This is a genomic window from Salinimicrobium soli (assembly GCF_048323655.1).
In the GTDB taxonomy this organism is placed as follows: Bacteria; Bacteroidota; Bacteroidia; order Flavobacteriales; family Flavobacteriaceae; genus Salinimicrobium; species Salinimicrobium soli.
The window spans coordinates 413,372-439,784 of sequence record NZ_JBLUWW010000002.1; the positions used below are offsets into that span (position 1 = coordinate 413,372).

At 43.2% G+C, this 26,413-nt stretch carries 25 protein-coding genes; 9 read left to right on the forward strand and 16 right to left on the reverse strand.

The window, feature by feature from the left end:
- Positions 1-175 precede the first annotated feature (175 nt).
- The 5 genes from ACNORC_RS07325 to ACNORC_RS07345 all read right to left on the reverse strand — a co-directional run bounded on the left by ACNORC_RS07325 (position 176) and on the right by ACNORC_RS07345 (position 6,306).
- Entirely contained in the window at positions 176-1,447 is a 1,272-nt protein-coding gene (locus ACNORC_RS07325; protein WP_418334970.1) for an adenylosuccinate synthase, read from the reverse strand.
- A gap of 10 nt (positions 1,448-1,457) precedes the next feature.
- Positions 1,458-1,913 carry a Fur family transcriptional regulator gene (locus ACNORC_RS07330; protein ID WP_418334971.1) on the reverse strand — a complete coding sequence of 152 codons (456 nt, stop codon included), beginning with the start codon at positions 1,911-1,913 and terminating at the stop codon, positions 1,458-1,460.
- 23 nt (positions 1,914-1,936) lie between these two features.
- On the reverse strand, positions 1,937-4,138 hold the full coding sequence (locus ACNORC_RS07335; RefSeq protein WP_418335384.1) for a RelA/SpoT family protein: 2,202 nt from the start codon (positions 4,136-4,138) through the stop codon (positions 1,937-1,939).
- A 43-nt stretch (positions 4,139-4,181) separates the two neighbouring features.
- Positions 4,182-5,414, reverse strand: coding sequence for a M48 family metallopeptidase (locus ACNORC_RS07340; RefSeq protein WP_418334972.1), 1,233 nt, complete (start codon positions 5,412-5,414; stop codon positions 4,182-4,184).
- A gap of 85 nt (positions 5,415-5,499) precedes the next feature.
- Complete coding sequence (locus tag ACNORC_RS07345) at positions 5,500-6,306, reverse strand: TrmH family RNA methyltransferase (protein WP_418334973.1); 807 nt, start codon at positions 6,304-6,306, stop codon at positions 5,500-5,502.
- A gap of 169 nt (positions 6,307-6,475) precedes the next feature.
- On the opposite strand from ACNORC_RS07345, the gene ACNORC_RS07350 reads away from it, so the two are divergent.
- Positions 6,476-6,916, forward strand: a complete 441-nt coding sequence (locus tag ACNORC_RS07350; RefSeq protein WP_418334974.1) for a hypothetical protein — start codon at positions 6,476-6,478, stop codon at positions 6,914-6,916.
- Between the two features lie 42 nt (positions 6,917-6,958).
- Here ACNORC_RS07350 and ACNORC_RS07355 read toward each other — a convergent pair whose 3' ends face one another.
- From ACNORC_RS07355 to ACNORC_RS07365, 3 genes are all read right to left on the reverse strand, one after another.
- Positions 6,959-8,260, reverse strand: coding sequence for an amidohydrolase family protein (locus ACNORC_RS07355; protein ID WP_418334975.1), 1,302 nt, complete (start codon positions 8,258-8,260; stop codon positions 6,959-6,961).
- A gap of 12 nt (positions 8,261-8,272) precedes the next feature.
- Entirely contained in the window at positions 8,273-11,236 is a 2,964-nt protein-coding gene (locus ACNORC_RS07360; protein ID WP_418334976.1) for an amidohydrolase family protein, read from the reverse strand.
- Between the two features lie 68 nt (positions 11,237-11,304).
- Positions 11,305-12,378 carry a DUF3810 domain-containing protein gene (locus ACNORC_RS07365; RefSeq protein ID WP_418334977.1) on the reverse strand — a complete coding sequence of 358 codons (1,074 nt, stop codon included), beginning with the start codon at positions 12,376-12,378 and terminating at the stop codon, positions 11,305-11,307.
- Positions 12,379-12,493: 115 nt separating this feature from the next.
- On the opposite strand from ACNORC_RS07365, the gene ACNORC_RS07370 reads away from it, so the two are divergent.
- Complete coding sequence (locus ACNORC_RS07370) at positions 12,494-13,960, forward strand: aminoacyl-histidine dipeptidase (protein ID WP_418334978.1); 1,467 nt, start codon at positions 12,494-12,496, stop codon at positions 13,958-13,960.
- A 75-nt stretch (positions 13,961-14,035) separates the two neighbouring features.
- Here ACNORC_RS07370 and ACNORC_RS07375 read toward each other — a convergent pair whose 3' ends face one another.
- Genes ACNORC_RS07375 through ACNORC_RS07385 form a run of 3 tightly spaced genes read right to left on the reverse strand, consistent with a single transcriptional unit; the run spans position 14,036 to position 16,783 of the window.
- A complete protein-coding gene (locus ACNORC_RS07375) occupies positions 14,036-15,154 on the reverse strand; it encodes a peptidylprolyl isomerase (protein WP_418334979.1) in 1,119 nt (372 codons plus the stop codon).
- A gap of 6 nt (positions 15,155-15,160) precedes the next feature.
- Positions 15,161-15,727, reverse strand: a complete 567-nt coding sequence (gene gldI, locus ACNORC_RS07380) for a gliding motility-associated peptidyl-prolyl isomerase GldI (protein ID WP_418334980.1) — start codon at positions 15,725-15,727, stop codon at positions 15,161-15,163.
- Positions 15,728-15,766: 39 nt separating this feature from the next.
- Positions 15,767-16,783: a DHH family phosphoesterase gene (locus tag ACNORC_RS07385; protein WP_418335385.1), complete on the reverse strand. Its 1,017-nt coding sequence runs from the start codon at positions 16,781-16,783 to the stop codon at positions 15,767-15,769.
- A gap of 150 nt (positions 16,784-16,933) precedes the next feature.
- On the opposite strand from ACNORC_RS07385, the gene ACNORC_RS07390 reads away from it, so the two are divergent.
- Positions 16,934-17,353 (forward strand): nucleoside-diphosphate kinase, encoded by a 420-nt coding sequence (locus tag ACNORC_RS07390; protein WP_418334981.1) that lies wholly within the window; start codon positions 16,934-16,936, stop codon positions 17,351-17,353.
- Between the two features lie 64 nt (positions 17,354-17,417).
- Here the strand turns inward: ACNORC_RS07390 and ACNORC_RS07395 are convergent, their stop codons facing one another.
- The 5 genes from ACNORC_RS07395 to recF form a co-directional block, all read right to left on the reverse strand.
- The gene (locus tag ACNORC_RS07395; RefSeq protein WP_418334982.1) at positions 17,418-18,557 is read right to left on the reverse strand and encodes a hypothetical protein; all 1,140 of its coding nucleotides are present in this window, start codon (positions 18,555-18,557) and stop codon (positions 17,418-17,420) included.
- On the reverse strand, positions 18,547-19,191 hold the full coding sequence (locus ACNORC_RS07400) for a protein-L-isoaspartate(D-aspartate) O-methyltransferase (RefSeq protein WP_418334983.1): 645 nt from the start codon (positions 19,189-19,191) through the stop codon (positions 18,547-18,549). The genes ACNORC_RS07395 and ACNORC_RS07400 overlap by 11 nt, the downstream gene beginning before the upstream one ends.
- A gap of 105 nt (positions 19,192-19,296) precedes the next feature.
- A complete protein-coding gene (locus tag ACNORC_RS07405) occupies positions 19,297-19,593 on the reverse strand; it encodes a DciA family protein (protein ID WP_418334984.1) in 297 nt (98 codons plus the stop codon).
- Positions 19,577-20,005: a lipocalin family protein gene (locus ACNORC_RS07410; RefSeq protein ID WP_418334985.1), complete on the reverse strand. Its 429-nt coding sequence runs from the start codon at positions 20,003-20,005 to the stop codon at positions 19,577-19,579. The genes ACNORC_RS07405 and ACNORC_RS07410 overlap by 17 nt, the downstream gene beginning before the upstream one ends.
- Positions 20,002-21,081, reverse strand: a complete 1,080-nt coding sequence (gene recF / locus ACNORC_RS07415; RefSeq protein ID WP_418334986.1) for a DNA replication/repair protein RecF — start codon at positions 21,079-21,081, stop codon at positions 20,002-20,004. The genes ACNORC_RS07410 and recF overlap by 4 nt, the downstream gene beginning before the upstream one ends.
- A 148-nt stretch (positions 21,082-21,229) precedes the next feature.
- On the opposite strand from recF, the gene ACNORC_RS07420 reads away from it, so the two are divergent.
- The 6 genes from ACNORC_RS07420 (at position 21,230) to ACNORC_RS07445 (ending at position 26,412) form a co-directional block, all read left to right on the forward strand.
- Entirely contained in the window at positions 21,230-21,997 is a 768-nt protein-coding gene (locus ACNORC_RS07420; RefSeq protein WP_418334987.1) for a tetratricopeptide repeat protein, read from the forward strand.
- 2 nt (positions 21,998-21,999) lie between these two features.
- Entirely contained in the window at positions 22,000-22,497 is a 498-nt protein-coding gene (gene ribH / locus ACNORC_RS07425) for a 6,7-dimethyl-8-ribityllumazine synthase (protein ID WP_418334988.1), read from the forward strand.
- A gap of 113 nt (positions 22,498-22,610) precedes the next feature.
- Positions 22,611-22,901, forward strand: a complete 291-nt coding sequence (locus ACNORC_RS07430; protein WP_418334989.1) for a hypothetical protein — start codon at positions 22,611-22,613, stop codon at positions 22,899-22,901.
- A gap of 3 nt (positions 22,902-22,904) precedes the next feature.
- Positions 22,905-24,755 (forward strand): DNA mismatch repair endonuclease MutL, encoded by a 1,851-nt coding sequence (gene mutL / locus ACNORC_RS07435; RefSeq protein WP_418334990.1) that lies wholly within the window; start codon positions 22,905-22,907, stop codon positions 24,753-24,755.
- Complete coding sequence (locus ACNORC_RS07440; RefSeq protein WP_418334991.1) at positions 24,756-25,499, forward strand: rhomboid family intramembrane serine protease; 744 nt, start codon at positions 24,756-24,758, stop codon at positions 25,497-25,499.
- A gap of 37 nt (positions 25,500-25,536) precedes the next feature.
- Positions 25,537-26,412 (forward strand): rhomboid family intramembrane serine protease, encoded by an 876-nt coding sequence (locus ACNORC_RS07445; RefSeq protein ID WP_418334992.1) that lies wholly within the window; start codon positions 25,537-25,539, stop codon positions 26,410-26,412.
- Position 26,413: the final 1 nt, after the last annotated feature.

Below are 26,413 nucleotides of genomic sequence, written 5' to 3' on the forward strand. Positions count from 1 at the left end.
CGCATTTTTTTTGGGGAGAGGAGGGTGTGGGAAAAGATAATTATTAAAGATAAAGATTTTTTGCGAATGCTTAAAGACTGATGTTCTCAGTTACATCCTTCCCGATCCTTTATGGCTGGAAAATAAAAAAGGTGCTGAAAATTTCAGCACCTTTAAAAATGTCATTTTTGACAGCTTATCTTTCGATGGTTTGCAGCCTGTCAGGACCTACCGAAACTACTTTTACAGGAATCTCCAGCTCTTTTTCAATAAAACTGATGTATTCCATAAGTTCTTTTGGAAGCTCAGCTTCACTGGTAGCTTTGGTAAGATCTTCACTCCATCCTTTAAAATGGGTATATATAGGAGTGACGTTTTCAGCTTCAATATTATATGGTAAATGAGTGATCTCTTCACCACGATAGTTGTAGGCAGTACAGATCTTCAGGGTTTCAAATCCGCTGAGAACATCGGCTTTCATCATTGTAAGCTGCGTCACGCCGTTTATTTGAACGGCATATTTTAGAGCAACCAGGTCTAACCAGCCACAACGTCTTGGTCTACCAGTGGTGGCGCCGAATTCCCGGCCTACGCGGCCCATTGTTTCTCCGTCTTCGTCAAAAAGTTCAGTTGGGAAAGGTCCGCTTCCCACTCTCGTGGTATACGCTTTAAAAATTCCGATCACTTCGCCGATGTGGTTAGGAGCAACTCCAAGTCCCGTGCAGGCACCTGCAGCCGTAGTGTTGGAAGATGTAACAAAAGGATAGGTTCCGAAATCAATATCCAGTAAAGATCCTTGTGCTCCTTCGGCCAGGATAGATTTACCGTCTTTTTGAGCACGGTACAAATATTCTTCACTGTCAATGAATTCCAGAGTCTTTAAAGTTTCAACTGCCTTAAAGAATTCAGTTTCCAGTTCCTCCAGGTTGTATTGTACATCGGAATTGTAAAAACTGATCATCGCCTCGTGCTTATCAGCCAGGTGACGGTATTTTTCTTTCCAGTCACTCAACTCAAGATCTCCAACACGAATTCCGTTCCTTCCGGTCTTGTCCATATAAGTCGGACCAATGCCTTTTAGAGTCGAACCAATCTTTGCTTTTCCTTTAGAGGCTTCACTTGCCGCATCCAGTAACCGGTGAGTTGGCAGGATAAGGTGGGCTTTTCTGGAAATAAGAAGTTTCTTGGTATAGTCGACACCGTTCTTCTCCAGATTGTCCAGTTCTCTTTTAAAGATCACCGGATCGATCACAACACCGTTTCCTACGACATTCTTAGCGTTGTCATGAAATATTCCCGAAGGAATAGTGTGTAGTACATGCTTTTTTCCGTCGAACTCGAGGGTGTGCCCGGCGTTTGGCCCTCCCTGGAAGCGGGCGATGATGTCATATTTTGAAGTGAGAACGTCAACAATTTTTCCTTTTCCTTCATCTCCCCATTGTAATCCAAGAAGTAAATCTACTGCCATAAAAGTGTAATTATTCGGTTGTTTTTTTGTTTCCGTAGAAATATAAAGAATGTTTGGTTATTTCGATGTCAAAGACCTCTTCAATGGTCTGTTTGATAGACTGGATGCGTGGATCGCAGAATTCGATCACTTCTCCGGAGTCTGTAAGTATTATATGATCATGATTGCGGTCGAAATACGATTTCTCGTACTGAGCCTGATTATTTCCGAATTGATGCTTTCGCACCAGTCCGCACTCCAGAAGAAGTTCAATAGTGTTGTAGAGAGTAGCCCGGCTAACGCGGTACTTCTTGTTTTTCATTTTGATGTAGAGCGACTCAATATCAAAATGTTCTTCGCTGTTGTAGATTTCCTGAAGAATAGCAAATCTCTCAGGTGTCTTACGGTGCCCCTTTTCTTCGAGGTACTTGGTAAAGACATTTTTAACTACTGCCTGATCGTTCTTATTGACTACTTTCTTGCTCATGATATGGGTGCAAAGGTATAAGATTATTCACGCGTCACCTTATCTATACCGTTTATTTTTTTGAGGTGTTCCATTAATTTTTTCAGGATATTGTTGTTCTTCACAATTACCGTGATGCGGCCCGTGAAAAGTCCATCGGTACTTTCAAAATTAATATTCCGTATGTTAACATTCATGTTGTTGGAGATCTCCATGGTCACATCGTTCACCAGTCCAAGGTTGTCTATCCCGGTAAGTTTAATGACCGCTTTAAATTCTTCCTGTGAAGAATCTTTCCACTTCGCCTGAATGATGCGGTAGGCAAAATTGCTCTGCAACTGGATGGCATTAGGACAATCCTTTTTATGTACCTTAATACCTTCGCTCACGGTTACAAACCCAAACACACTATCTCCCGGAATAGGATTGCAGCAGTTCGCCAGTTTGTAATCCAGTACTTCTTCTTCCCTTCCGAATACCAGCTGGTCATACTGGGCAGTGATCTCGTCCCGGTCAATATCTGAGACTGTAGGAGACTTCCTGATCTTGTTCTTAAAGAAACTAACCAGGGCATTGCTCCTGGAAGCCGCGTACTCTTTTAATTTCTGGTTGTCTATGGTGCCCACTCCAACCCGGTAGAACAGGTCCAGACTTGTCTTAAGTTTAAAGAAAGTGACCAGTTCATTAATGGTCTTCTCGTTAAAAGGTATTTTCTGTGCCCGTAGTTTTCGGGTAAGTACAGCTTTTCCTTCTTCGGCAATATTCTTTTTCTCTTCTTTTAAAGAAGATTTGATCTTCGCACGTGCCCTTGCCGTAGTCGCATAGTCAAGCCAGTTCGAGTTCGGTTTTGCTTTTTCTGAAGTTATGATCTCTACCTGGTCACCACTTTTAAGCTCCGTACTCAGTGGAACCAGTTTTCCGTTAACCCGTGCCCCGCGGGTGCGCAACCCAATTTCGGTATGTATGCTGAAGGCGAAGTCCATGGGTGTAGCTCCTTTGGGCAGGGATTTAAGATCTCCCTGCGGAGTGAATACAAAGATCTCTTTAGAATAAAGGTTCAACTTGAACTGTTCCACAAAATCCACCGCGTTTACTTCGGAACTTTCAAGGGCTTCCTGAAGTTTGTTCACCCATTCTTCAAGACCGTCTTCCTGATTTCCCTGCTTGTACTTGTAATGAGCAGCATAGCCTTTTTCGGCGATCTCGTTCATCCGTTCACTTCGAATCTGGACTTCTACCCATCGACCTTTCGGGCCCATAACCGTAATATGCAGCGCCTCGTAACCTGTGGATTTTGGTGAGGAAATCCAGTCGCGGAGTCGGGTAGGGTTGGGCCTAAAGTGATCTGTGACTATAGAATAGATCTTCCAGGCAAGGAACTTTTCGTTAGAAGCATCGGTATTATAGATGATCCTTACCGCGAACTTATCGTACACTTCGTCAAAGCTCACGTTCTGGTTCTTCATCTTTCTTCTAATAGAAAAAATCGATTTTGGTCGACCTTTAATAGTGTACTCAATATTTTCTTTGTCCAGGGAATTCTTGATAACATCTGTAAATTCCTTGATATAGGCATCCTGTTCTTCTTTACTCTCCCTTATCTTCTGAAGGATCTCGTTATAAACGTCAGGTTCTGTATACTTCAGCCCCAGGTCTTCCAGTTCGGTCTTAATGTTATACAAACCGATCCTGTGGGCGAGAGGAGCATAGATGTAGAGGGTTTCCGAAGCAATTTTCTCCTGCTTGTCAGTCCTCATAGAATCCATGGTCTGCATGTTGTGCAGCCTGTCGGCGATCTTGATAATGATCACCCGAACGTCGTCATTCAGGGTAAGCAGCATTTTCCGGAAGTTCTCTGCCTGCAGGGAAACGTCTTTGTCGTGCTGTAGGTGTGAGATCTTAGTAAGACCATCTACAATTCGTGCGACCGTTTCTCCAAACATGCGCTCAATGTCCTCCAGGGTATATTGAGTATCTTCCACCACATCATGCAGGAGTGCAGCGGCAATAGAAGTCGCATCCAGCCCAATTTCCGAAGCTACGATCTTGGCAACGGCAATGGGGTGGAAAATATAAGCTTCCCCAGATTTTCGGCGCTGGTCTTTATGGGCATCAACGGCCACATCAAAAGCCTGGCGAATCAATTTCTTGTCGTCATCACTCAGGGTTTGATAGCTTATTCGCAACAGTTCTTTGTACTGCTGAGCAATCTCCTTATTTTCTTTTTCTATAGCGGCATCCGTCATCATAAAATAAAAATACAATTAAGATTGAAGACAGGCAATATATTTATAGGGATAGATTTCTGAAGCGCTGGTATAGCGGCGGGTGAGAATAATGAACAAACACATAGGCAGGGTGAGGAGTAAGGTTGCTCAAACTCTTCTTTGACAATTTCTTAAGCCCTGAAATCAGCGGTTGAGCTGCATAGGTGTTCTTAGCAAAATTATCTGCCTGGTATTCAAATTTTCTCGAAAGGTAATTCATCCCGATTCCCAGAATTTCAGAAATAGGACTGTAAAGAATTCCGAATGCCAGCAAACCTATATGAAACGCGGGTTGATCAACTCCCAAAGCTGCGGAAAGTACAGGGCTTCCCACAAAAAGCGACAGTAACCATAGCATGAATCCAGTGGTAAGGATGCTTATTGCCAGGTTCAGAATAATATGGTTTCGTTTGTAATGTCCTACTTCGTGAGCCAGTACAGCCACTATCTCTTCCTCTTCGAGATCAGTGATAAGAGTGTCATAAAGGGTCACTCGTTTTTCTTTTCCGAAGCCTGAAAAATAAGCATTGGCCTTAGTACTCCTTTTTGAACCGTCGATCACAAATATCTTCTCAAGGCTAAATCCTTCCTTCTTTGCATAGGACTCGATCTTTGCCCGCAACGAGCCTTCTTCTAAAGGAGACTGTTTGTTGAATAGCGGAACGATAAGCCGTGAATAGAACATATTCATAAAAATGCTGAAAACCGCGACCAGCGCCCAGGCGTACCACCAGAAGTTCTCCCCGGCGAATTGATAGAACCAGATTATTAATGCCAGAATTCCTCCACCAAGGATCAACATCATAAGCCAGCCTTTGATCTTATCGAGAATGAAAGTTTTCACGGTAGTCTTATTGAATCCAAACTTTTCTTCGATCACAAAGGTGCTGTACCAGGAAAACGGAAGGGATAGGAAATCTAATCCAAGAATAATAATTCCAAAAAAGATGAGTCCAATAAGTATTTCATTATCGGTAATATATCGGGCAATACCATCTATGTAAGCAAAACCATCTGTAAACAGTAAGATCAATATCACAGCGGTAGAAAACGCGGAGGAAAGGATTCCGAATTTATATCTCGTCCTTTTATACCGTTGTGATTTTTCATATTCTTCCTCATCAAAAACATCTCGTAAAGATTCGGGAACAGGATCTCCAAAATGTTTGGCATTCAAAGCATCAAGAACTTTGTCGACAATGAAATCGACCACAATTATAGTGACGATCAGATAAAAAAGTGTTTGTGCGTCCAATTTTTAAAATTTTGAAGAACCGCTAATATACTTAAAGTCGCGGCAAAAATTATACAGCTTAGGAATTCAAAATACCAAAAAGCTTTTAATTGAATTTACGCTGTCGTTTCGCTTCAAAAATGAGGATTCCGGCGGCCACTGAAACGTTCATGGAATCTATTTCTCCCTGCATGGGTATTACTATATTTTGGGTAGAATCCTCTAGCCATTCTTCGGAAAGGCCGGTAGCTTCGGTGCCCACCACTATTGCACTGGCACCCGTGAAGTCAACACTGTCATAGGGAACGGAAGCCTGTAGAGCTGCTCCAAAAATGCCAATTTTACGGTCCTTTAAAAATGAAATTATTTCAGAAGTTGTTCCCGTAGCGATCTGTTGGGTGAAAACACAACCTACACTGCTCCTTATGATGTTGGGATTGAACATGTCGGTCTTAGGATTGGCAATGAAGACAGCATCAACCGCCGCAGCATCGGCAGTGCGCAGCAAGGCCCCAATATTTCCGGGTTTTTCGGGAGCTTCGGCTACCAGGATCAACGGATTATTTATCTTCAGTTCAATTTCCTGCAATGAAAGATCTTTGGCTTCTCCTATGGCTAGCAGGCCTTCGGTGCTTCCGCGGTAGGCGATCTTTTCATACACCGATTGAGTTATTTCGGAAATATTTACTTCGGAAGAAGTCTCCTTTAATACAAAATTCAATTCTTCCGCAGAAAATAGGTCCGGGCAGTAGTAAAGCTTCTTTAACCGGTAACCACCTTTGAGGGCCAGTCCGATCTCTCGAACCCCTTCCACAACAAACGAATGTTGCTTTTTACGTGCGCGGGATTTTTCCTGAAGCTGCAGCAGTTCCTTTACCGCCTGATTCTGCAGACTCGATATCTGTTTATGCATGGCACAAAGATAAGAAAGTGATGATTGGACCGGCAGTTTAAAATCTTAGCATCGAAAAAAGTTAAATATCCTTAAAGTTTTTAGCAATATGAGAGTTAAGGCGGTAACGGACTTTATGAAGTGCGGAAAAAGAGTTAATTTAAGAGGGAATAAACTAAAAACCAATAAGATGAGCTCTCGAGGAAATGAAAAAACTTTACCTGTAAAACATATCATGAAAATTGCGGGTTTCATACTGGCAGCAGTTCTGGTCACCGCCTGTTCAAAGAGTATTACTTTTCCAACTTCTGAAGTTGTGCCCGCGGCAGAGGCTGTACTTAATGTGGATAAAAACAAAAGTGATAATTACGAGGTCAAGCTTGACATCGATAATTTGGCTAGTCCGGACCGTTTGACTCCTTCCCGTAGAAATTATGTTGTGTGGCTGGTCACCCAAAAACATGGAACCATCAATATTGGCAACCTGCGGGTTAGCAAAAAGAACAAGGCTTCTCTGGAGACTGTCACTCCTTACAAACCGATTCGGGTCTTTATAACTGCCGAGGACACGCCAAAAGCAGTGCTGCCCTCAACACAGGTGGTGCTCGACTCCGGAAAATTTAAAGTATAAAAAAAGCTCCCAACCGGGAGCTTTTTCATTTAAACAGGTATTTTATTGAGTGTATTTGTCGCTGTACCTTTTTCCCAGTTCAGTTTGATGGCTTTCGAGGCTAATGTCGCGTCCCTGAATAAAGGCTTTGGTAACTTTATTAGTTCGCATGTCCAATGCATCTCCTTCACTAATGAAAACAGTGGCATCCTTCCCAACTTCCAGAGTTCCTAAAGTGTCATCCACACCAAGGATCTTTGCCGTATTGCTGGTGATCATCTTAAGTGCATCCTCTTTGTTAGCTCCAAAAGCTACAACCGTACCCGCATAAAAAGGCAGGTTTCTTGAGTTCATTCTCTCCATCTGTCCGCTGGTTTCCAAACCAACCAACACTCCTTTGTCATTCAGGAGCTTTGCCATTTTGTATGGCAGGTCGTAATCCTGGTCTTCCAGATTTGGAGTGCTGTGAACACGTCCTATCAGTACCGGGATATTGTTCTTTTTAAGTTCGTCTGCAACCTTATAGCCATTGTAGGCTCCTACTAGAACAACATTTTTGAGATCATTTTCTTTTTTGAAGTTTATAATATCAACGATCTCCTTTTCTCCATCAGCATGTATATAGATCTTACTTTTACCCGAAAATACCGGGTCCATAGCTTCGAAAGGAAGATTGGTCCTGTCGCGAGGACCGGCGAGGTAGGCCTTTGAATTTTTAAAGAAGTCCTTTAGCTTTAATACTTCCTCTTCATATTTGTTATTTGGTTTTATTCCGGGTTCTTCCCCTTCCCACCAACGACCTCTGCGTACACTGCTGGGCCAGTTTACATGTACCCCGTCATTTTCTTTAAGAACTGCATCTTCCCAGTTCCAGGCATCAAACTGGACTACTGAAGATGTTCCGGAAATTCTGCCGCCGCGGGGAGTGATCTGTCCTATCAAAACTCCGTTTGGCCTCATACTTTCCACCACCTGGCTTTCGGCATTATAAGCAATTATACTCCTCACATGTGGAAGCATTTCGCCTAGTTCGTCTTCATCGTCAGATTGGGTCACCGCATCAATTTCCACTAATCCGAGCGTACTATTGGGAGCAATAAAACCGGGGTAAACATGTTTACCCTGAGCCTCAATAATGGTCCCGCGGTAAGGCATCTTTGTGGTATTAGCATCGGTAATGGTTCTTATTTTCCCGTCCTCTAAAATGATCAGGCTGTTCTCGATCACCTCTCCGTTCCCAATGTGCGCAGTGGCACCCACAATAGTTATGGGGGTGGTTTGCTTTGGAGCCGGTGTTTGCTGAGCAATAAGCGAACCTGTAATTAACAACAGGACCGGCAGGATCATATATTTAATATTTTTCATCTTTTTCTTCAATTATAAAGTGTCACAATGCATTTCTTCTTTCTTGGAATCTTTGACCGGCTGAGTTTTTAAACCGTTGTTCTTTTCCTTCAGCATTTGTGTGGTAAGCAGGTTCTTTTGTTCCTCTACCTCCTTACGCAGCTGCTGATCTCTCTCCAGATCAAAGTAAACTTTTCCTTCAATAATGGTCTTTTCCGGTTTCGCGTACACTGAAAGTGGATGTGCGTCCCATAATACCAGGTCTGCATCCTTGCCTTCTTTAATACTACCTACACGATCATCTATATGAAGTAGTTTGGCCGGATTAAGGGTTACGAATTTCCAGGCTTCTTCTTCGGAAATGTCTCCGTATTTTACACTTTTTGCGGCCTCCTGATTCAACCTGCGGCTCATTTCGGCATCATCACTGTTGATAGCTACCGTAACTCCTGCATTGTGCATAATTGCAGCGTTTTGTGGAATAGCATCCTTCACTTCGTATTTATAAGCCCACCAGTCAGAAAAAGTTGAGCCTCCGGCACCGTGTTCAACCATTTTATCGGCCACTTTATAACCTTCAAGGATGTGGGTGAAGGTGTTGATATTAAATCCGAAGCGTTCGGCCACCTTCATTAGCATATTGATCTCGCTTTGTACATACGAGTGAGCAGTGATATTGCGTTCCCCATTGAGGATCTCTACCAGCGTTTCCATTTCAATATCCTTGCGGTAAGGTTTGCCACTGTTCTTTAACTTCTGATATTCCTGTGCACGGATGAAGTAATCTACAAAGACCTGTTCCACACCCATACGGGTTTGGGGGAAGCGTGAATTGCTACTCCGGTTGGCCTGTTTTACGTTTTCTCCCAGCGCAAACTTGATGAACTTCGGGGAATTGTCGAAGAGCATATCTTCAGGATTTTCACCCCATTTCATTTTCAGAATTGCCGACTGACCTCCAATAGGATTAGCCGATCCATGTAGTAATTGCATGGTAGTCACTCCCCCGGCAAGGTTTCGGTAGACACCTATATCATCAGGGTCTACAACATCTTCCATCTGTACTTCTGCGGAAGAATTATGTCCGGCTTCATTCACTGCAGAGGCTGCAAGGTGAGAGTGCTCATCAATAATTCCGGTCGTTAGGTGTTTGCCAGTGGCGTCTATTACCAATGCGTTACCTGCATTCAGGTTTTTACCTACTTTGGCGATCTTTCCATTTTTTACCAGCACATCTGCGTTTTCAAGTATTCCCTGTTCTTCATTGGTCCATACAGTGGCATTTTTGAATAACATATCCTGTTGCTTCGGAAGAGACTTAAAGCCAAAAGCCATATTTGGATAAGTGACGGGAAGTACCTCGTGGGTCTCCACGTCCTTTTTCTTCTCGTCCTTTTTCTTTTCAGCTGCTTCAGTACGGTTGGCAGTAAAGGAGGTTTCAGAACCATCCGGTAAAATGGCTTTCCCTTCAAGGGTTTCTGCCGGAGCTGAAACTTTCGCCACTAGCCTGGTATAGGCTGTTTTGGTAGTATCAGGTGAAGAAAGCAGAACATTCAGCCAGTCATTACTGTAAGTGACCTTGGAGCCTATTTTCTTGTTGTCAAGATTTACTTCGGCTTTTGGTTTTGAAGGCTCCCCACTGATTTTCATCTTATAGGTGTCACCCGCAAGTTTGACATCATAGGTTCCGTTGAGGTTCACCACGCTCATGTCCTCGATAACTGATTTTTTTCCCTGTACCCAATTTTCGTAGATGGTTGTTTCTTTGTTAAACACATCTCCTGAAGTGATCAAAAAATTAGCCCAGGCACCTTCTTTTAATGTTCCAAGTTTGTTCTCCTGGCCGATCAATTTTGCCGGAGTAGTGGTAAGGGCTGCTAAGGCAGTCTTTTTGTCAAGTCCGTATGCAATCGCTTTTGCCAGGTTCTCCTTAAAATTCTTTTCGGCTTCCCAGGAGGTAAGCACAAACGGAATTCCCTTTTCTGACATTTTCTTCAGGTTTGCAGGAGCCTGGTTCCACTCCTTCATATCTCCGAGGGTGGCGTAGCTGGCCAGGTATGGATCTTCCAGGTCAAAGGGTTCCGGGAAATTCAAGGGAACAATTATAGTAGCTCCTGTATTTTTGATGGCGTCCAGACGCTCAAATTCTTTACCGCTGCCCAGGATCACATATTGTACATTAAATTCATCTCCAACCTTGTCTGCCCGTAATTCATCCAGAAGATTATCTGTCTTAAAGATCTGAAGAAGATTTTTGTTGGCATTAAAAGCTTCTAAAGAAAGGTCTTTATTATCTACTTTTCCTTTTGAATACCAGTCGGCATCGAGGTAAGTCTGGCGAAGCAAAGCCATAGCCCCCATTATAGAGGTGGGATACATTTGTTTTGATTTGGCGCTTTTTTCCCAGGAGAAATATTGTGCAGATTCTTCATCCAGGATGCGATCTCCTTCAGTTCCTTCGGAATTCAGGGTGACAAGCATTCCGGTTCCACGAACAATTCCATCCGGAGAATGAGTATTTACTACTCCAAAACCTAATTTCCGAAGGCTTTCGGCAGCTTTAGCATCATACTTAAAATTTTCAACCGCATTGGTCTCCGGTCTTATGTGATCATTCCAGTAATATCCTTCCCGGGAAGCATCGTACTGCGGATTTCCACTAAAGGGACTTCCGCCGTTGCTTTTTGGTTTCTCAATTCCGAAGTGGGTGAAGAGATCAATAAAGGAAGGGTATACTTCTTTTCCCTTGAGATCAACTACCACAGAGTTCTTAGGAACATTCACAGATTTTCCCACAGCCGTGATCTTTCCGTTTTGCACGGCTAACATTCCATTCTCAATAACGGTGGATGGATCAACATGGATTCTGGCATTTTTCAACACCGTGTAATTGGTGTTGACATCGGCCTTGACGGCGTCATTTTTAGGGAAGTACTCCTGTGCCTGCAGGCCGAGGGAGGCACTGAACAGAACACACATTAGCAATTTTAATTTCATAAAAAGTTTAGGAATTTGGTGATAAATAAGTTGGAAGGTAAGGTAATAAAAAAAATGAACAGCAGCAGCTAAGGCTCTAACGGCCTGTTCTTGTAATAGTTGACCAACAGGGCGACCACGTAGCTATAGCTTCGCATTCCCTCCGGCTGATTATTGGCTTTCAGGAAATTATTGTAGGTCATCATAAAGACCGGTTCAAAGGGGTTTTGATGTCGCTCCCAGAATTCGCGAACTTCCAGGTAATTAAGTGTGATCCCGTAGTTGAGGTCTTTCAGCAATTCATTGGTGAGTTCAGGTTCCCTTCTAAAAAGTTCGCTCAGGCAATAACCTAAAGCAAAAGTGTAGCCCGAATACCTGAAATAGATATCGGGGTGATTCATGGTTGACAGACAGGCAAGGAAATTTGCTTCGTTCTCCTTAGCAAACCCCAGTTGGTGCCCAATTTCATGACTTGCAGTTGTTGGTAATTTATAGGGAACAATAATGGTGTTCACCTGTCCTTCGTTGGTGAGCGGATTTAAATAGCCATTGAAGCCCATATAAGTTAAGGGAAGGCTGTAAAGGGAACGTTTAAGGCTTACCCGCCGGTAATCGAGTTCCGGAAAATCATCCTGCACGTTATCGTAACCTATCACGGCCATTTCTAATAATCCCGATTTGCTGTAGGGCATCACCACCTTTGCAGAATCATTCGCAGTGATGGCTAATTGTAGCTCATTAGATCTTGAAATCAGATGTTTGGTTAACTCTACCAACTCTTCGGTAGTGTAATCGTTATCTATACCCAGCGTTTTATGCAGGGGGAGCCGGTAATAATTGAACCCCCAAAAAAGGTTAAAGCAGGCATAGATAAGGGAAAGAGTGGCAAACAATTCCAGGATCCAGCGCTTGGGATCTTTAAATCGCTGTTTGAATCTGAGGACAACCCAGCGGATCAACATTATTATAAGAAGTCCGTATAAAAGATCGCCCAGGGAAAAAGGTAAAAAACCCAAACCGAGTCGCATAAGGGAGGAAGTGTATGGGTAAATTCCTTTGCTATACCATTGTTCCACAAATGCAGAATGCGAAGATAACAGCTTGATCAACAGGATTTGAGCCGGTAGGAGTAACGCTAAAATAAGGGCTGATCGTTTCTTCACCTCTCAAAAATACGAAAATTTGAAACCGTTCTGTAGGTATAATTTTACGTGTTGCCGGTGCTTTCCACTTATTCGAGAACCCTTATATTTGCTCAAATACAAATCCAAAATACCAATGAACGAAGAAATAAGAGCTTTGGAACCAAAGCCACTCTGGAATAAATTTGCTGACCTAAACGATGTTCCCCGACCTTCAAAAAAGGAAGAAAGGGTGATCGAATTCATGAAGAACTTTGGAAATAAACTTGGGCTTGAAACCCAGGTTGATGAAGTCGGAAACGTTATTATCAGGAAGCCGGCCACCAAGGGAATGGAAGATCGCAAGGCAGTTGTACTGCAATCTCACCTCGACATGGTCCATCAAAAGAACAACGATTCCGATTTTGATTTTGATACGCAGGGCATTGAGATGCATGTGGAAGGAGATTGGGTCAAAGCCAATGGTACCACTTTAGGAGCTGATAACGGTTTGGGAGTAGCCACCATGATGGCGATCCTGGAAAGTGATACGATCGAACACCCTACCCTCGAAGCGCTTTTTACGATAGATGAAGAGACCGGAATGACAGGAGCTATGGGTTTAAAACCCGGAATTTTAAAAGGAGAAATTCTGTTGAACCTCGATACAGAAGAAGATGATGAAATAGGCATTGGATGTGCCGGGGGAGTAGACATTACCGCAAAAAGAACCTACAAAGAGGAAGAAGTACTTAAAGGAGCTACTGCTTATAAAATAGTAGTAAAAGGTCTTCAGGGAGGACATTCCGGAATGGACATTATTAAAGGTCTTGGGAATGCCAATAAACTAATGAACCGACTGCTTCATAACGGATTCGAAAAATACGGAATGAGGATCGCCTTCATAAATGGTGGTGGTTTGCGCAATGCCATTCCGCGTGAGAGTGAAGCTGTGGTTACGGTCGATAAGGTTCAAAGAGAGGAATTTCTTTCTGAAACAAAAGAATTGGTGAGCCAGATAGAGCAGGAGTACAAAACTCTGGAGCCAAAACTAAAAATTGAAGTAACAGAAACTTCAATGCCTGAAAAAGTGATGGAAACCGGGGTACAGGAACTTCTTACCCGCGCTGTTTACTCAGTACACAATGGGGTTTACAGAATGAGCCCAGAGATGGAAGGTTTGGTAGAGACCTCAAACAACCTCGCCAGGGTTTCTGTTGAGGATGGAAATATCGAGATACGTTGTCTTACCCGTTCCTCGGTAGAATCATCAAAGACAGATCTTTCTAATGGAATTCGTGCAGGATTAGAGTTGGCAGGATTTGATGTGGAGCTTTCCGGAGCATATCCCGGCTGGGCGCCAAATACAGATTCTCCGATCTTGAAGGTTCTAGATGAACTGTATCAAAAACTCAACAACAAGAAAGCCGAAGTTGCTGCCTGTCATGCGGGACTGGAATGCGGAATACTGGGGCACAATTATCCCGAAATGGATATGATCTCTTTTGGTCCGACTATTCGGGGAGCACATTCTCCAGATGAGAGGGCAAGTATTTCTTCAGCTCAAAAATACTGGAAATTCGTACTTGAGGTATTGAAGAATATTCCGAAGAAAGCGGCGTAACTCCGACTTTGCTTAAAATTAAAAGGCAGCCAAAAATGTCATTTTTGGCTGCCTTTTTTTGTTCTTGAGTGGGGTCTATTTAACCGATACCATTTCAATTTCAAAGATAAGATCAGATCCTGGTGGAATTACAGGAGCAAATCCGCGCTCTCCATATCCAAGGTGGGAAGGAATGTAAAGAACGACTTTATCACCTACTTTCATTTGCTGAATACCTTCTTTGAACCCCGGGATCATTCGTGCTTCAGGGCTGTAAGGTACCGGCATAGGAGTGTATCCCTGCATTTCCTCTCTGCGCTGATTGAAAATTCCGGCTTCTTTGGCAACCTCGGCTATGTTAGTGTCGAATATCTGGCCATCAGCCAAATATCCCTGGTAGTTTACCATCACAGTATCACCCAATTTTGGTTGAGGGCCTTCGCCTTCTTCCAAATATGTGATCTGCAGGCCACTCTCCAGTTCTTTGGCGTCAGGTTTTAGTTCTTCATATTTCTGAGCCTTCTCTTGTTTTTGCTCAGCCATTTTCTGCTCTTTAACCTCTTGCTCCTTTTTAAAATCTTCCAATTTATCGGCAAGGACATTTGGAGCGTCAAATTTTTTGGCTTTATCCCCTTTTCTGATGATGTTCACTTCCTCCATTACAACATCCTGAACCGGTTTGTCTCCCGGTGCTGTCTCTACAGTCCCAATAGCATCTACAACATCCTGTCCCATCACGATCTTTCCGAAGACTGTGTGCATGGTATCCAGCCATGGGGTTTCTTTAAGGGTAATAAAGAATTGGCTTCCGTTGGTATCGGGACCGGAATTGGCCATAGAAAGAATTCCTTTTGATTCGTGTTTTAAAGTATCAACGATCTCATTCGGAAATTTATACCCGGGACCACCGCTACCTGTTCCTTCGGGGTCTCCTCCCTGGATCATGAAATCTTCGATCACACGGTGAAACTTCAGATTATTATAAAAAGGTTTTCCCTTGTACTGGTCATCCACCATAGTGCTGGTACCTTCAGCCAGGGAAACAAAACTGGCTACGGTCATAGGAGTAGCCTCGTAAAAAAGTTCGGCAACAAAAGTTCCTTTATTGGTTTTGAATTCGGCGTACATGCCGTCTTCCAACTCAGGATATTCCTCATTACATGAGGCAAGGGTTAAAAAAATACTGCAAAGAAGCAATAGACTGATTTTCTTCATTTTCGATTATTTGTTTTGATTGTTATTTTCTGTGGTGATCTTATTTAGGGTTACGGTGGAGATCACCGGAACATCTGATCCTATTTTCTTTTTGTCGCCGTAATAGCCATAGGCCTTGTGGGAAGGGAATAGAAAGGTGACCGTCTCGCCTTCCTGCATCAGCTTCAATCCCTCGCGGAGCCCACTGAATAATTTCTCTTTGTCCATCACGTAAGTGCGGCTCTGGAGTTCATCTTTAGAGTAAATGACCTGCCCGTCCAGCGTTCTGAGGTCGTAGTTGAAAACTACCTCGTCCCCAAATTGAGGTGTGGGTCCAGCCAGGGTATCTTTTTTATTGTAGTAATACCAAAATCCGTTGGGGGAAGAGATATAGTTGTTGGAGGAATCGGCTTCAATGATCTGCTGAATGAGATCTTCCTGCGCAGCTACAATTTCTTTATTTCGTTTGATGGACTCATTAATATAGGAACCCGATTTCTGGGTCACGGGACGTCGGGCTTCCGGAGATTTACAGGAAATGAAAAACATAATCCCAATCATCATAAGGGCCAACTTCATTGCATGCTTTCTCATTCGATTTCTCATTGTATTTGCTGGTAAAGACTTCGCTGCTTATCCCGCCAGGCTTGTCCTGTATTCGGGTAAGATACTAATAAATTTCTCAACGGTTTCTTTTAGCGGAAGGTCACTTCTTCCGCCGGCAGCGTTAATATGGCCACCTCCATGGAAATATTTACGTGCAAAATCATTGACCGAAAATGTGCCTTTTGATCGGAGGGAGATCTTGACAATATTTTCAGCTTTGTTCTCTATAAAAATGGCTGCGAAAATAATTCCGGAAAGGGATAATCCGTAATTCACGAAACCTTCAGTATCTCCTTTTCTGTAATTATAACGATCGAGCTCCTCCTGGGATAAGGTGATATAAGCTGTTCTCAATTCTTCCACCACCTGCAGATTTTGCAGGGCGACCCCTAAAAGTTGCAATTGATTGTAGGAGCTGGTGTCGTAAACATTCTCATGAATACTGGTATTATCGGCTCCTTTTTCAATGAGATCAGCCAGCACCAGATGTGTTCTGCTGGTGGTAGAACGATATCTGAAAGAACCGGTATCTGTCATGATACCTGTATACAAACAGGTGGCGACCTGCGGAGTTATATGATCTGTCAGGCCAATGTTCTCAAAAAAGTGATAGACCATCTGGCAGGTGGAGCACATGGTGACATCGCTATAGGTGACCACAGCGTAATCGTCTGGTTGCTGGTGATGGTCGATCATAATGAAATCGGCAGTTGCCGCTTCGAGGCTGTCTGTCATTTCTCCCGCTCTCGAAAGATGGTTGAAGTCCAGGGTAAAGATGATCTCAGCCTGACTGATAAGTTCGTCACAGCGGCTTTTTTCCTGTTCATATATGAGTACTTCTTCCTGGTATGGCATCCACTTCAGGAAATCTGGGTAATCATTGGGCGCGATCAATTCCACATCGTGATCAAGGGTTTCCAGAAGTATTTTAAGTGCCAGGGTCGAACCCATTGCATCGCCGTCCGGCCCCTTGTGCGGGACGATCACGATCTTTCGGGGGTGGGCCAGTAACTCTTTAACTTTTGAAATATCCTTGTCTGTCATAGAGAGCGAAGATACTATATTTTCAATATTTTGATGAAAGCCTGTAGTGAAATCTGGCTTTTCAATAGCTTCGGAAAATGGCATTCTTCAATTAAAAATTGGAAATGGCTTTAGTTTGACTATTTTTGCACCAAAATTAAAATTGAAGTAATGGCAGGAAACAGAACTTTCACCATGTTAAAGCCCGATGCAGTTGAAAAAGGACACATTGGAGCTATTTTAGATCAGATCACAGCTTCCGGGTTCAGAATTGTGGCAATGAAACTTACCCAAATGACCCGTCGTGATGCTGAGAAGTTTTACGAGATCCACAAAGAGCGTCCTTTCTTTGGAGAATTGGTTGAATTCATGACCCGTGGCCCAATTGTAGCTGCTATTCTTGAAAAAGAGAACGCTGTTGAAGATTTTAGAACTCTTATTGGAGCTACCAATCCTGAAGACGCTGCTGAAGGTACTATCAGAAAGAAATATGCAGCTTCTGTAGGTGAGAACGCTGTTCACGGAAGTGACAGCGACGAAAATGCCAAGATTGAAGGAGAGTTTCATTTCGCCGGAAGGGAAATGTTCTAATTCCTCTTTATAATACTATTCAAAAACCACCTTTTTCGAGGTGGTTTTTTTATGCCTTTAATTCTCAGTTTCCTGAAAATACTTCCGGTGCCTGATGAGCGATCAAACTGCAGGCAAGGCTGATCATATTGATATTTTCATGCTCTTTCCAGGTTGAAGACTGCTGATGCTCCTCCTGTAGCCAGAATTCTTCTATTTCCAGGGCCATCGGCCTGTACTTTTCCAATTCTTCTATTTCTGAATTAAATCCTTCGGAAATTTCATCGGAATTCAGGACTGTCTGCAGTCCGAGGCTCAGTCCGCATTCCCTGAAGGCCAGTCTATATTCAGCCGACTCATCATTGGAGAAAGTTCGGGAGAAAGAGGTTAAACTCTCAATGACCTCCTTAACAAGGTCGGAAGGTTTACTGCCATCCGGAAGGGTAAAGCCGTGGCTTGCGAGGTCTTTGGCTTTGAGGCTGTTCAGTAGCAGGCCACCTATTCCCAAAGCATCAGGATTTGACCAGGTCCTTCCACTGCACATGCTTTTGAATTTTTTTGCAAGAGCATCAAGGTCAGAAGCTTTTCCCGGAAGTCTGGCCTGGATACTTTTGGTGCAAAGCAATCCTTCTAAAGGATCGTGTGCACCCATACTGGCTACCAGGGGTCGTGTAAGTTCTGTATTCATTTTCCAGTACATGGCATAGCCGGTTCCGGTTTCGTAGATAAACTTTTCTGCGGCAAGCATCAGCTCCAAAGCCCAGTACGCGTATTTTTCATCGCCAGTTTCCTTATCTGCCTGCAACAGAGCCATTACCCAGCGGCTGAGGTAGTGAAAATACTGGCCATCCCGTTCCCATTCCAGGGAAGAGTTGTAAGATTCATGCTTTTGTCGTTCAGGAAATTTTTTTCCAATGCGGAGTCCGGCGACGGTTGGGTGCAACAGTCCTTGTTCGTGATTTAGTCCGCTTATCCAGCCTTCCCGTTCATCCTGCGGACGGTATTTTCCGAGATTTTCGTGTACCAGGTCGATGAGTCGTAAAGCCAGTTCAAAATACCTTTTTTGACTGGTGAGGTGATACATTCCGAAGAAGGCTTTTACCGCAAAAGCATCTGTCCAGAGATAGCGGTGCAAGTTTTGGGAGCCGGAGGATTCAATTTCGGTCCTTTCGGCGAAGTCGTTCAATAATTTTTCGGCGGTAGTTATATAGTCATCATTTGCCATAACTTCCTCCTTTATCTGCTTTTCCCGTCATAGGAACAAAACGCACGGGCAACAGGTGTTTTTCTTCAAATTCATTTTCTCCTGTTTTGTGCAGCAGTAATAGTTGCTGATTGATCCGGCCAACCGGCGCCAGAATTCTGCCTCCAATCTTCAGCTGGTCCTTTAAGGGTTGAGGAATAGAGGGTGGGGCAGCAGTGAGAATAATAGCGTCAAAAGGTGCTTCTTCGGGCCACCCGGCAAAGCCGTCTCCATAACGGGTATGAATGTTCTCAAATCCTGTTTTTTCCAGGTTCTCTTTGGCCAGTTTTGCCAGCCACTCAATGATCTCCACACTGTAGATCTGGGAGGCGAGCCTTGAAAGCACCGCAGCATTGTACCCGCAACCGGTACCTACTTCCAGAACTTTGTCATTTTTGTTGAGTCGGAGTTGTTCGGCCATGTAGGCCACAATGTAAGGTTGGCTAATGGTTTGGTTCTCTCCAATGGGAAGGGGGCGGTCTTCGTAGGCATTATGTTGTTTGTCTGCAGGGACAAAAAGAGCCCTGTCAACTTCTTCCATTGCCCTAAGTACATCAGGATCTGAGATCCTTCGGCCTTTCAGCTGTACTTCGATCATTTCTTCCAGAGTGACCATGCGAAAATGCTTCAGAATTCACCCAATAAGTTACTAAAAAAGGAACTTTTTCAGAAAATTTCCGAAGTAAAACAGCAGTCAAAAATGCCTTTTTTGGGAAGTTTTCTAACGGAGGATCAGCTTCTTTACCAGTTCACGTCCTAATTCCTGGTTGAGCATCTTTATGATCTTTTCTTTTCCATAGCTCAATTCCTCCCTAAGAACGGAAGAACTCAGTTGCACGTACAGTGTATCGCGGTCAAGTTTGATCGCCGTTGTGTATTTTTCAATGGCAGGCCCCATTTGACTATTCCACACATCGCGCACGTGAACCTTATCCAGGCCCTTTTGAAGTTTGTTGTCAGAAACAAATTCCTGTAAAGCTTCGCTGATGCTGATGTGGTCATTAATTCTCCTGGCCATAGTCACTGGAATAAGGGGTAAAACGTTTATAGGTGTAAATGATCCCCTGTTGATTGAGGATCACCAGTTCATTTTCTTCGGAAGAAAGTACAGATTCCTTCCATTCGTTGTAGGGAGTTCTATAGTACAAATTAATACTGTCATTTTCAACCTTTACCTCAAAATTTTCGCGATCATCTGAAGTTAAAAAGCCACCGCCCAATTGTGGCCTGACTTTCTTTCGGAAGCCTTCGTTTTCCTCCACCTGAATGTAATCCACGATCTCACTGAATTTAAATTCCTTGGTAATACCTTCGGGTAATTCGGCTTTTTGGATCTCCCAGTAGCCATTTAAATTATGGATCTTTTCTTCCGTAGAAGTACATGAGAAAAGAAAAAGGGTCAGGAACAGAGTTAAAAAGTGCTTTTTCATAGTCGGAACATCTTATAGGTTTGTCCGGTCTCCATTACTACTTTTTCAGTGCGGTCACCGTGAGTATCGCTTATGAACAGTTGCCCTAATTGATTGGTGGCAACAAGATCAACGATATGGGCCACACGGTTCTCGTCGAGCTTATCAAAAATATCATCCAGCAACAAAATAGGAGAGACCTTGCTGAGATCTTTTATAAAATCAAATTGTGCCAGCTTGAGGGCGATCAAAAACGATTTTTGCTGGCCCTGTGAACCAAATTTTTTAATGGGATGACCTTCTATTTCAAAGTTGAGATCATCTTTATGTGTCCCGACACTGGTATACTGGAGGGCCATGTCCTTTTGAAGGTTGTCTTCCAGCAGAGAACCGAAGGAGCCTTCCTCCAGCTGACTTTTATAAGTTATAGACACTTCCTCCCTTTCGTTACTGATGGTGGCATACCGCTTCTGAAAAATAGGAATAAAGGTGTTGAGGAAGGCCTTGCGTTTTTCGTACAACACGTTGCCCAGCTCCTCCAGCTGCTCGTTATAAACTGAAAGTGTATCGCGGTCAAAGGAGTTGTTGGCGGCAAAATATTTGAGCAGGGAATTTCGTTGGGCCAGGATCTTTCCGTAGTTGATTAGGCTGTTGAGGTAGAGATTATCACTTTGGGAGATGACTCCGTCCATGAATTTCCGGCGGGTCTCGCTTCCTTCAATTATGAGGTCCCTGTCTGCCGGGGAAATGATAACCGTGGGAATAAAACCAATATGTTCACTGAACTTCTCGTAAGGTTTATTGTTCCTTTTAATAATCTTTTTTTGCCCTTTTTTGGCACTCACAATGATCTGTTCTTCCCGATCATTCTTCTCGAATTCACCTTCAATGACAAAGAATTCTGACCCATGGCGGATGTTTTGACTGGTAATGGGATTGAAATAACTCTTTCCGAAGGAGAGATGGTAAATACTGTCCAAAACATTGGTTTTTCCCACTCCGTTATTACCTACCAGGCAATTAATTTTAGCGTCGAATTCAAAATTGGCCGACTCAAAATTTTTATAATTTAGTAAAGAAAGATTTTTCAGAAACATAAACAGCTGCTATTCAGCGAAGTGGTTTTTAGTTTTCCCATTGTTTTCAGGACCTCTAAGGGGATGCAAATTAGGATAAATTATCCATTTTTTTTCCTTTTCCTTTTAAAGAAAAATTCTATTTTTGCCCTTCAATTAACAGTTTTTTATGGCAACGTACAAGAAAAGAGGACATAAACCCAAAGCTAAGGACGATCAGCATTCAGTTGAAGACGGTTCAACAACTGCAGAAGTATTTAACACCCTTGATGAAGGAGCGAGTAAGACCGAAGAATGGGTTGCCCGTAATCAAAAGTACATCTACATTATCATTGGTGTTGCTGCCGTGGTGATCCTTGGGTACCTTGGGTATAACGAATTTATCCAGGAGCCAAAAGAGGCTGAGGCTGCGAACGAAATGTTCCAGGCACAACAATATTTTGATGAAGCTCTTGATGCACCGGCTACAGAGAGTGATTCACTATTCAATCTAGCTCTTACCGGAGGTCAGGGAAAATTTGGATTTGAAGACATCGTAAAGAACTACGGAAGTACAAAAGCAGGTAACCTGGCGCATTATTACGCGGGAATGGCTTACCTGAATACAAACGAATATCAGAAAGCTATAGATCATCTTGATGATTTTGATAGCGACGATGAAATTCTTGGTCCTCTTGCCAAAGGAGGGATCGGTGATGCTTTCCTTCAGTTAGAGCAACCTGAAGAAGCGCTTGACTATTATGTGGAAGCTGCTAAATTAAGAACCAATAATTTCACTACTCCAAAATTCCTGATGAAAGCTGCAGTAACAGCTATTCAGTTAGGAAAAGGAGGTGCTGCGGAAGATTATCTCACCCGCATAAAAGAAGAATTTCCTGATTCTCCCGAAGCCAACAGAGTGGCTATTTATTTAGGGCAGGCTCAGGCAATGCAATAAGTATGGCTACAGAAGGAAAAAACCTTTCAGAATACGACAGAAACTCAATCCCAAACGCGAAGGAATTCAGGTTTGGGATTGTTGTTTCTGAATGGAACCACGAGATCACCGAAGGCATGTATGAGGGAGCAGTAAAAGTGCTGCTGGAAAATGAGGTGATGGAGCGAAAGATCGTGCGCTGGAATGTTCCCGGTAGCTTTGAACTTATCTATGGCTGTAAAAAGATGCAGGAGAGCTATGATATGCTTGACGCGATCATTGCCATAGGAAGTGTGATTGAAGGGGAGACCCGGCATTTTGACTTTGTATGCGAAGCCGTTTCACAAGGCATTAAAGATCTGAATGTACAAAGTGACATTCCCGTTATTTTCTGTGTGCTAACAGATCATAACATGCAGCAGGCCATTGACCGCTCTGGCGGGAAACATGGTAACAAGGGAGCTGAGGCTGCGGTAGCGGCCATAAAAATGGCACAGCTTCGAAAGGACGCCCGCTTCTAAAACCTGCTTTCACGCGGCACTGTTTTTGTAGTTGATAGTTTGCATCAGGAAACTTCGGAAGTCTTGCGCAATTTCAGTAAATTTGAGTTTTCCGGAATTAAAAGAAAAGCAGTTTGAAAATCAACTTCTACAAAACGAGAAAGAACCAGCGTTATAATTACACTCCGCGGTATTATAAGGGCAAGGATACTGGGAACATCTACAGTTTTGATTCCAAATTCCATAAGTATAAAGAGACTACCAACGCCATTGACTTTGGCTCTCAGTGGGCTGAAGCCCGTAAGTCCAGCCGTAATCGCGGTAACCGTGAGATCAATTTGCGGGTGCTGGTGATCATTGCTATTCTCGTGCTTATCTTTCTCTGGATCATCGATTTCGATTTATCCATTTTTACCAATCCGTAGTAAATGAATGATGTAATTCATCTTTTACCAGACCATGTTGCAAACCAGATTGCTGCAGGGGAGGTAGTGCAGCGTCCTGCTTCGGTCATCAAGGAGTTGCTTGAGAATTCCATTGATGCGGGCGGCCAAAATATCAAGGTCCTTGTCAAAGAGGCCGGAAAGACTCTTATCCAGGTGACCGATGACGGAAAAGGCATGAGCCTTACCGACGCCCGAATGTGCTTTGAACGGCACGCCACTTCCAAGATCAATACAGCAGAAGACCTTTTTAGCCTGAAGACAAAAGGATTCAGGGGAGAAGCCCTTGCATCTATAGCGGCTATCGCCCATGTGGAGATGAAAACTCGCCCAGGTGATGAAGAACTGGGAACCTGTATTAAGATCGAAGGCAGTGAAGTAGTTTCGCAAGAACCTTGTGTAACGCCGGAAGGCACCACCATTTGTGTAAAAAATCTATTTTATAATATTCCTGCCCGCCGTAATTTCCTGAAAAGTGATACGGTAGAATTACGACACATTATTGACGAATTCCAGAGGGTAGCCCTGGCGCACCCCGGAATTCAATTCTCTCTTTTTCACAACGGCAGTGAACTCTTCCAGTTACCCGAATCTAATTTAAGACAACGTATCGTCAATATCTTTGGAGGAAAGACCAATGAAAAACTGGTTCCGGTTACAGAGGAGACAGATATTATTGGGATCAACGGTTTCGTAGGTAAACCCGAGTTTGCCAAAAAGAGCAGGGGAGAGCAATTCTTTTTTGTCAATGATCGCTTCATTAAAAGTCCATATTTGAATCATGCCGTAACGGCTGCTTTTGAAGGACTTTTGAAAGACAAAGCCTATCCGAGTTATTTTCTGTACCTGCAGGTAGATCCTAAGAGTATAGATATCAATATACACCCTACCAAGACCCAAATTAAATTTGATGATGAACACGCCTTGTATACTATTCTTCGCAGTTCCATCAAGCACAGTCTAGGCCAATTCAATGTGGCTCCCGTTCTCGATTTCGACAGGGACTCGACTTTGGATACTCCTTACGAGTTCTCAAGAAAAGGAGTGACCACGCCAAAAATAGAAGTGGATCCAAACTTCAATCCTTTTAAAAGTGAAGGTAGTTCAGGATACAGTTCAGGGGGATATCGCAAAGCTAATTCCACAGGAAGTTGGGAAAGTCTGTATACAGGTTTGGAATCTGAAGATTTGAAGTCTCCCGATTCTTTTGAACAGGTGGAGTTTGAAAGCGATGAGGTGACCGGAAAACTCTTTGACAAGAGTGAGCATGATGGCGGAGGCACCACCTTCCAGCTGAATAAAAAGTATATAGTCACGACCTTAAAAAGCGGATTACTGGTCATTGATCAACACCGGGCACATAGCCGTATCTTATATGAAGAATTGTTGAAGAATATTACGGTCTCTTCGGCTGTGAGTCAGCAGTTGCTGTTTCCGCTTCAGCTGCAATTCAGCACCAATGAGATCGAATTACTTAGAGAAATTAAAGAGTCCCTGGAACAAACAGGATTTATCTTTTCTGAATTCACGAAAGATTCCGTAGAAATTACCGGTATACCCACGCAGATATCTGAAAGTGAGGTAGCAATTCTACTGGAGCAATTACTTTCAGATCTTGAAAATGAGGTTCCGGGAGCCGGTTTTTCGCAGGTGGACATATTGTCCAAATCCCTGGCGAAAGGCATGGCTGTAAAATCGGGGACGAGCCTGAATCCGCACGATCAACAAAATATTGTTAATAGTTTGTTTGCCTGTAAAGAGACGTCATTATCACCATATAATAAACCTATCTTTATAACTTTAACTGTTGACGAACTGGATAAAAAGTTTATGTAAATGGGAAGAATGACCGAAACCGTAAAGGTTCTATTGATCATCAATATTATTTTTTTTATAGGAACCATGAGCCTTGGAGAGCCGGCTTACCGATTGTTCTCATTATGGTTCTTCAAAAATGACAATTTTGGGGTCTGGCAGGTGATCACCCATATGTTCATGCACGGCGGCTTCATGCATATTCTTTTTAATATGTATGCCCTCTGGGCCTTTGGAAGTCCCATAGAACAAATGCTGGGGAAAAATAAATTCATTTTCTTTTATTTTTCTGCCGGAATTGGTGCCGCCATAATACATTCTTTAGTAAATTATTATCACTTTGAGACGGGTTATACAGAACTGCTGAATGCGGGAATGGATCCACAAGGAATAAAGACCCTTTTGGAGACCGGACAGTATTCCACCGGTATTCTTAATTCGGTTTCAAAAGATGTGCTGCAGGAATTCTATATGGCCTACAACACTCCGGCGGTGGGTGCTTCGGGCGCAATATATGGAATACTGGTAGCGTTTGGAATGATGTTTCCAAATGTTGAATTGTTCCTGTTGTTTGTTCCGGTGCCTATTAAAGCAAAGTATTTTATCCCAGCTTTGATCGCACTTGACCTGTTTTCAGGTTTTACAGGATATTCTATATTTGGAGGAGGAATTGCTCATTTTGCGCACGTAGGCGGGGCACTCTTCGGATTTATAATGATGTGGTACTGGAAAAAGAACCGGTTTAACCAAAACAGGTGGGACTAACATGAGAAGGTCTGGGAATTTTAAATACAAGCTTAAAATGGCGACAGTGACCGAAAAACTGATCGCTATTAATGTGGCTGTGTTTATTCTTTTCTTCTTTTTCAGAACGCTCGCTTTTCTTTTTCAGATGCCTTCAGACTTTTTGCTGGAATGGTTTGTATTCCCGAAAGAGATCTCCGAATTCATAGTGAAGCCATGGTCGATCATTACGTATGCCTTCCTCCATAGCGGTATCTGGCACATACTCTCCAATATGTTGATCCTGTACTATGCAGGCATTTACTTTCTCAATTATTTCTCTGCCAAAAAGCTGCTCAATTTCTATTTTTTGGGAGCTATTTTTGGCGCTTTGGTTTTTATGGCCAGTTATAACCTGTTTCCGGCTTTTCAGGGAATGGGACGGTCTTACTTACTCGGAGCATCGGCAGCGGTAATGTCAGTTTTGGTGGGAATTGCCACTCACATTCCGCATATGCGTATCAGGCTTATCCTGATTGGAAGTATTAAATTCTGGTGGATCGCGGCATTCTTTGTGGTGCTGGATGTGATACAGATCCCAATTAGTAACCCTGGTGGTCACCTTGCACATTTGGGCGGTGCAGCTTTTGGTTACATCTATGCCAGCCAATTGGGCAGAGGCAATGATTTCGCGATCGGTTTTGAGAAATTTATGGATTGGATAGCTTCGCTTTTCTCGCCAAGTAAAAGGGCTGATAGGCGCAGCAATCTCAAGACAGTGCATCGAAGAAAAAACACGTCCAGTAGTTCCACGTCTTATACTTATGGCTCCCAACGCAATAAACGTGAGGAGCAGGAAAAAATTGATGCTATTCTTGACAAGATCAGCAAAAGCGGTTATGATAGTCTTACCAAACAGGAAAAAGATTATCTCTTCAATGCTGGAAAGGACTGAT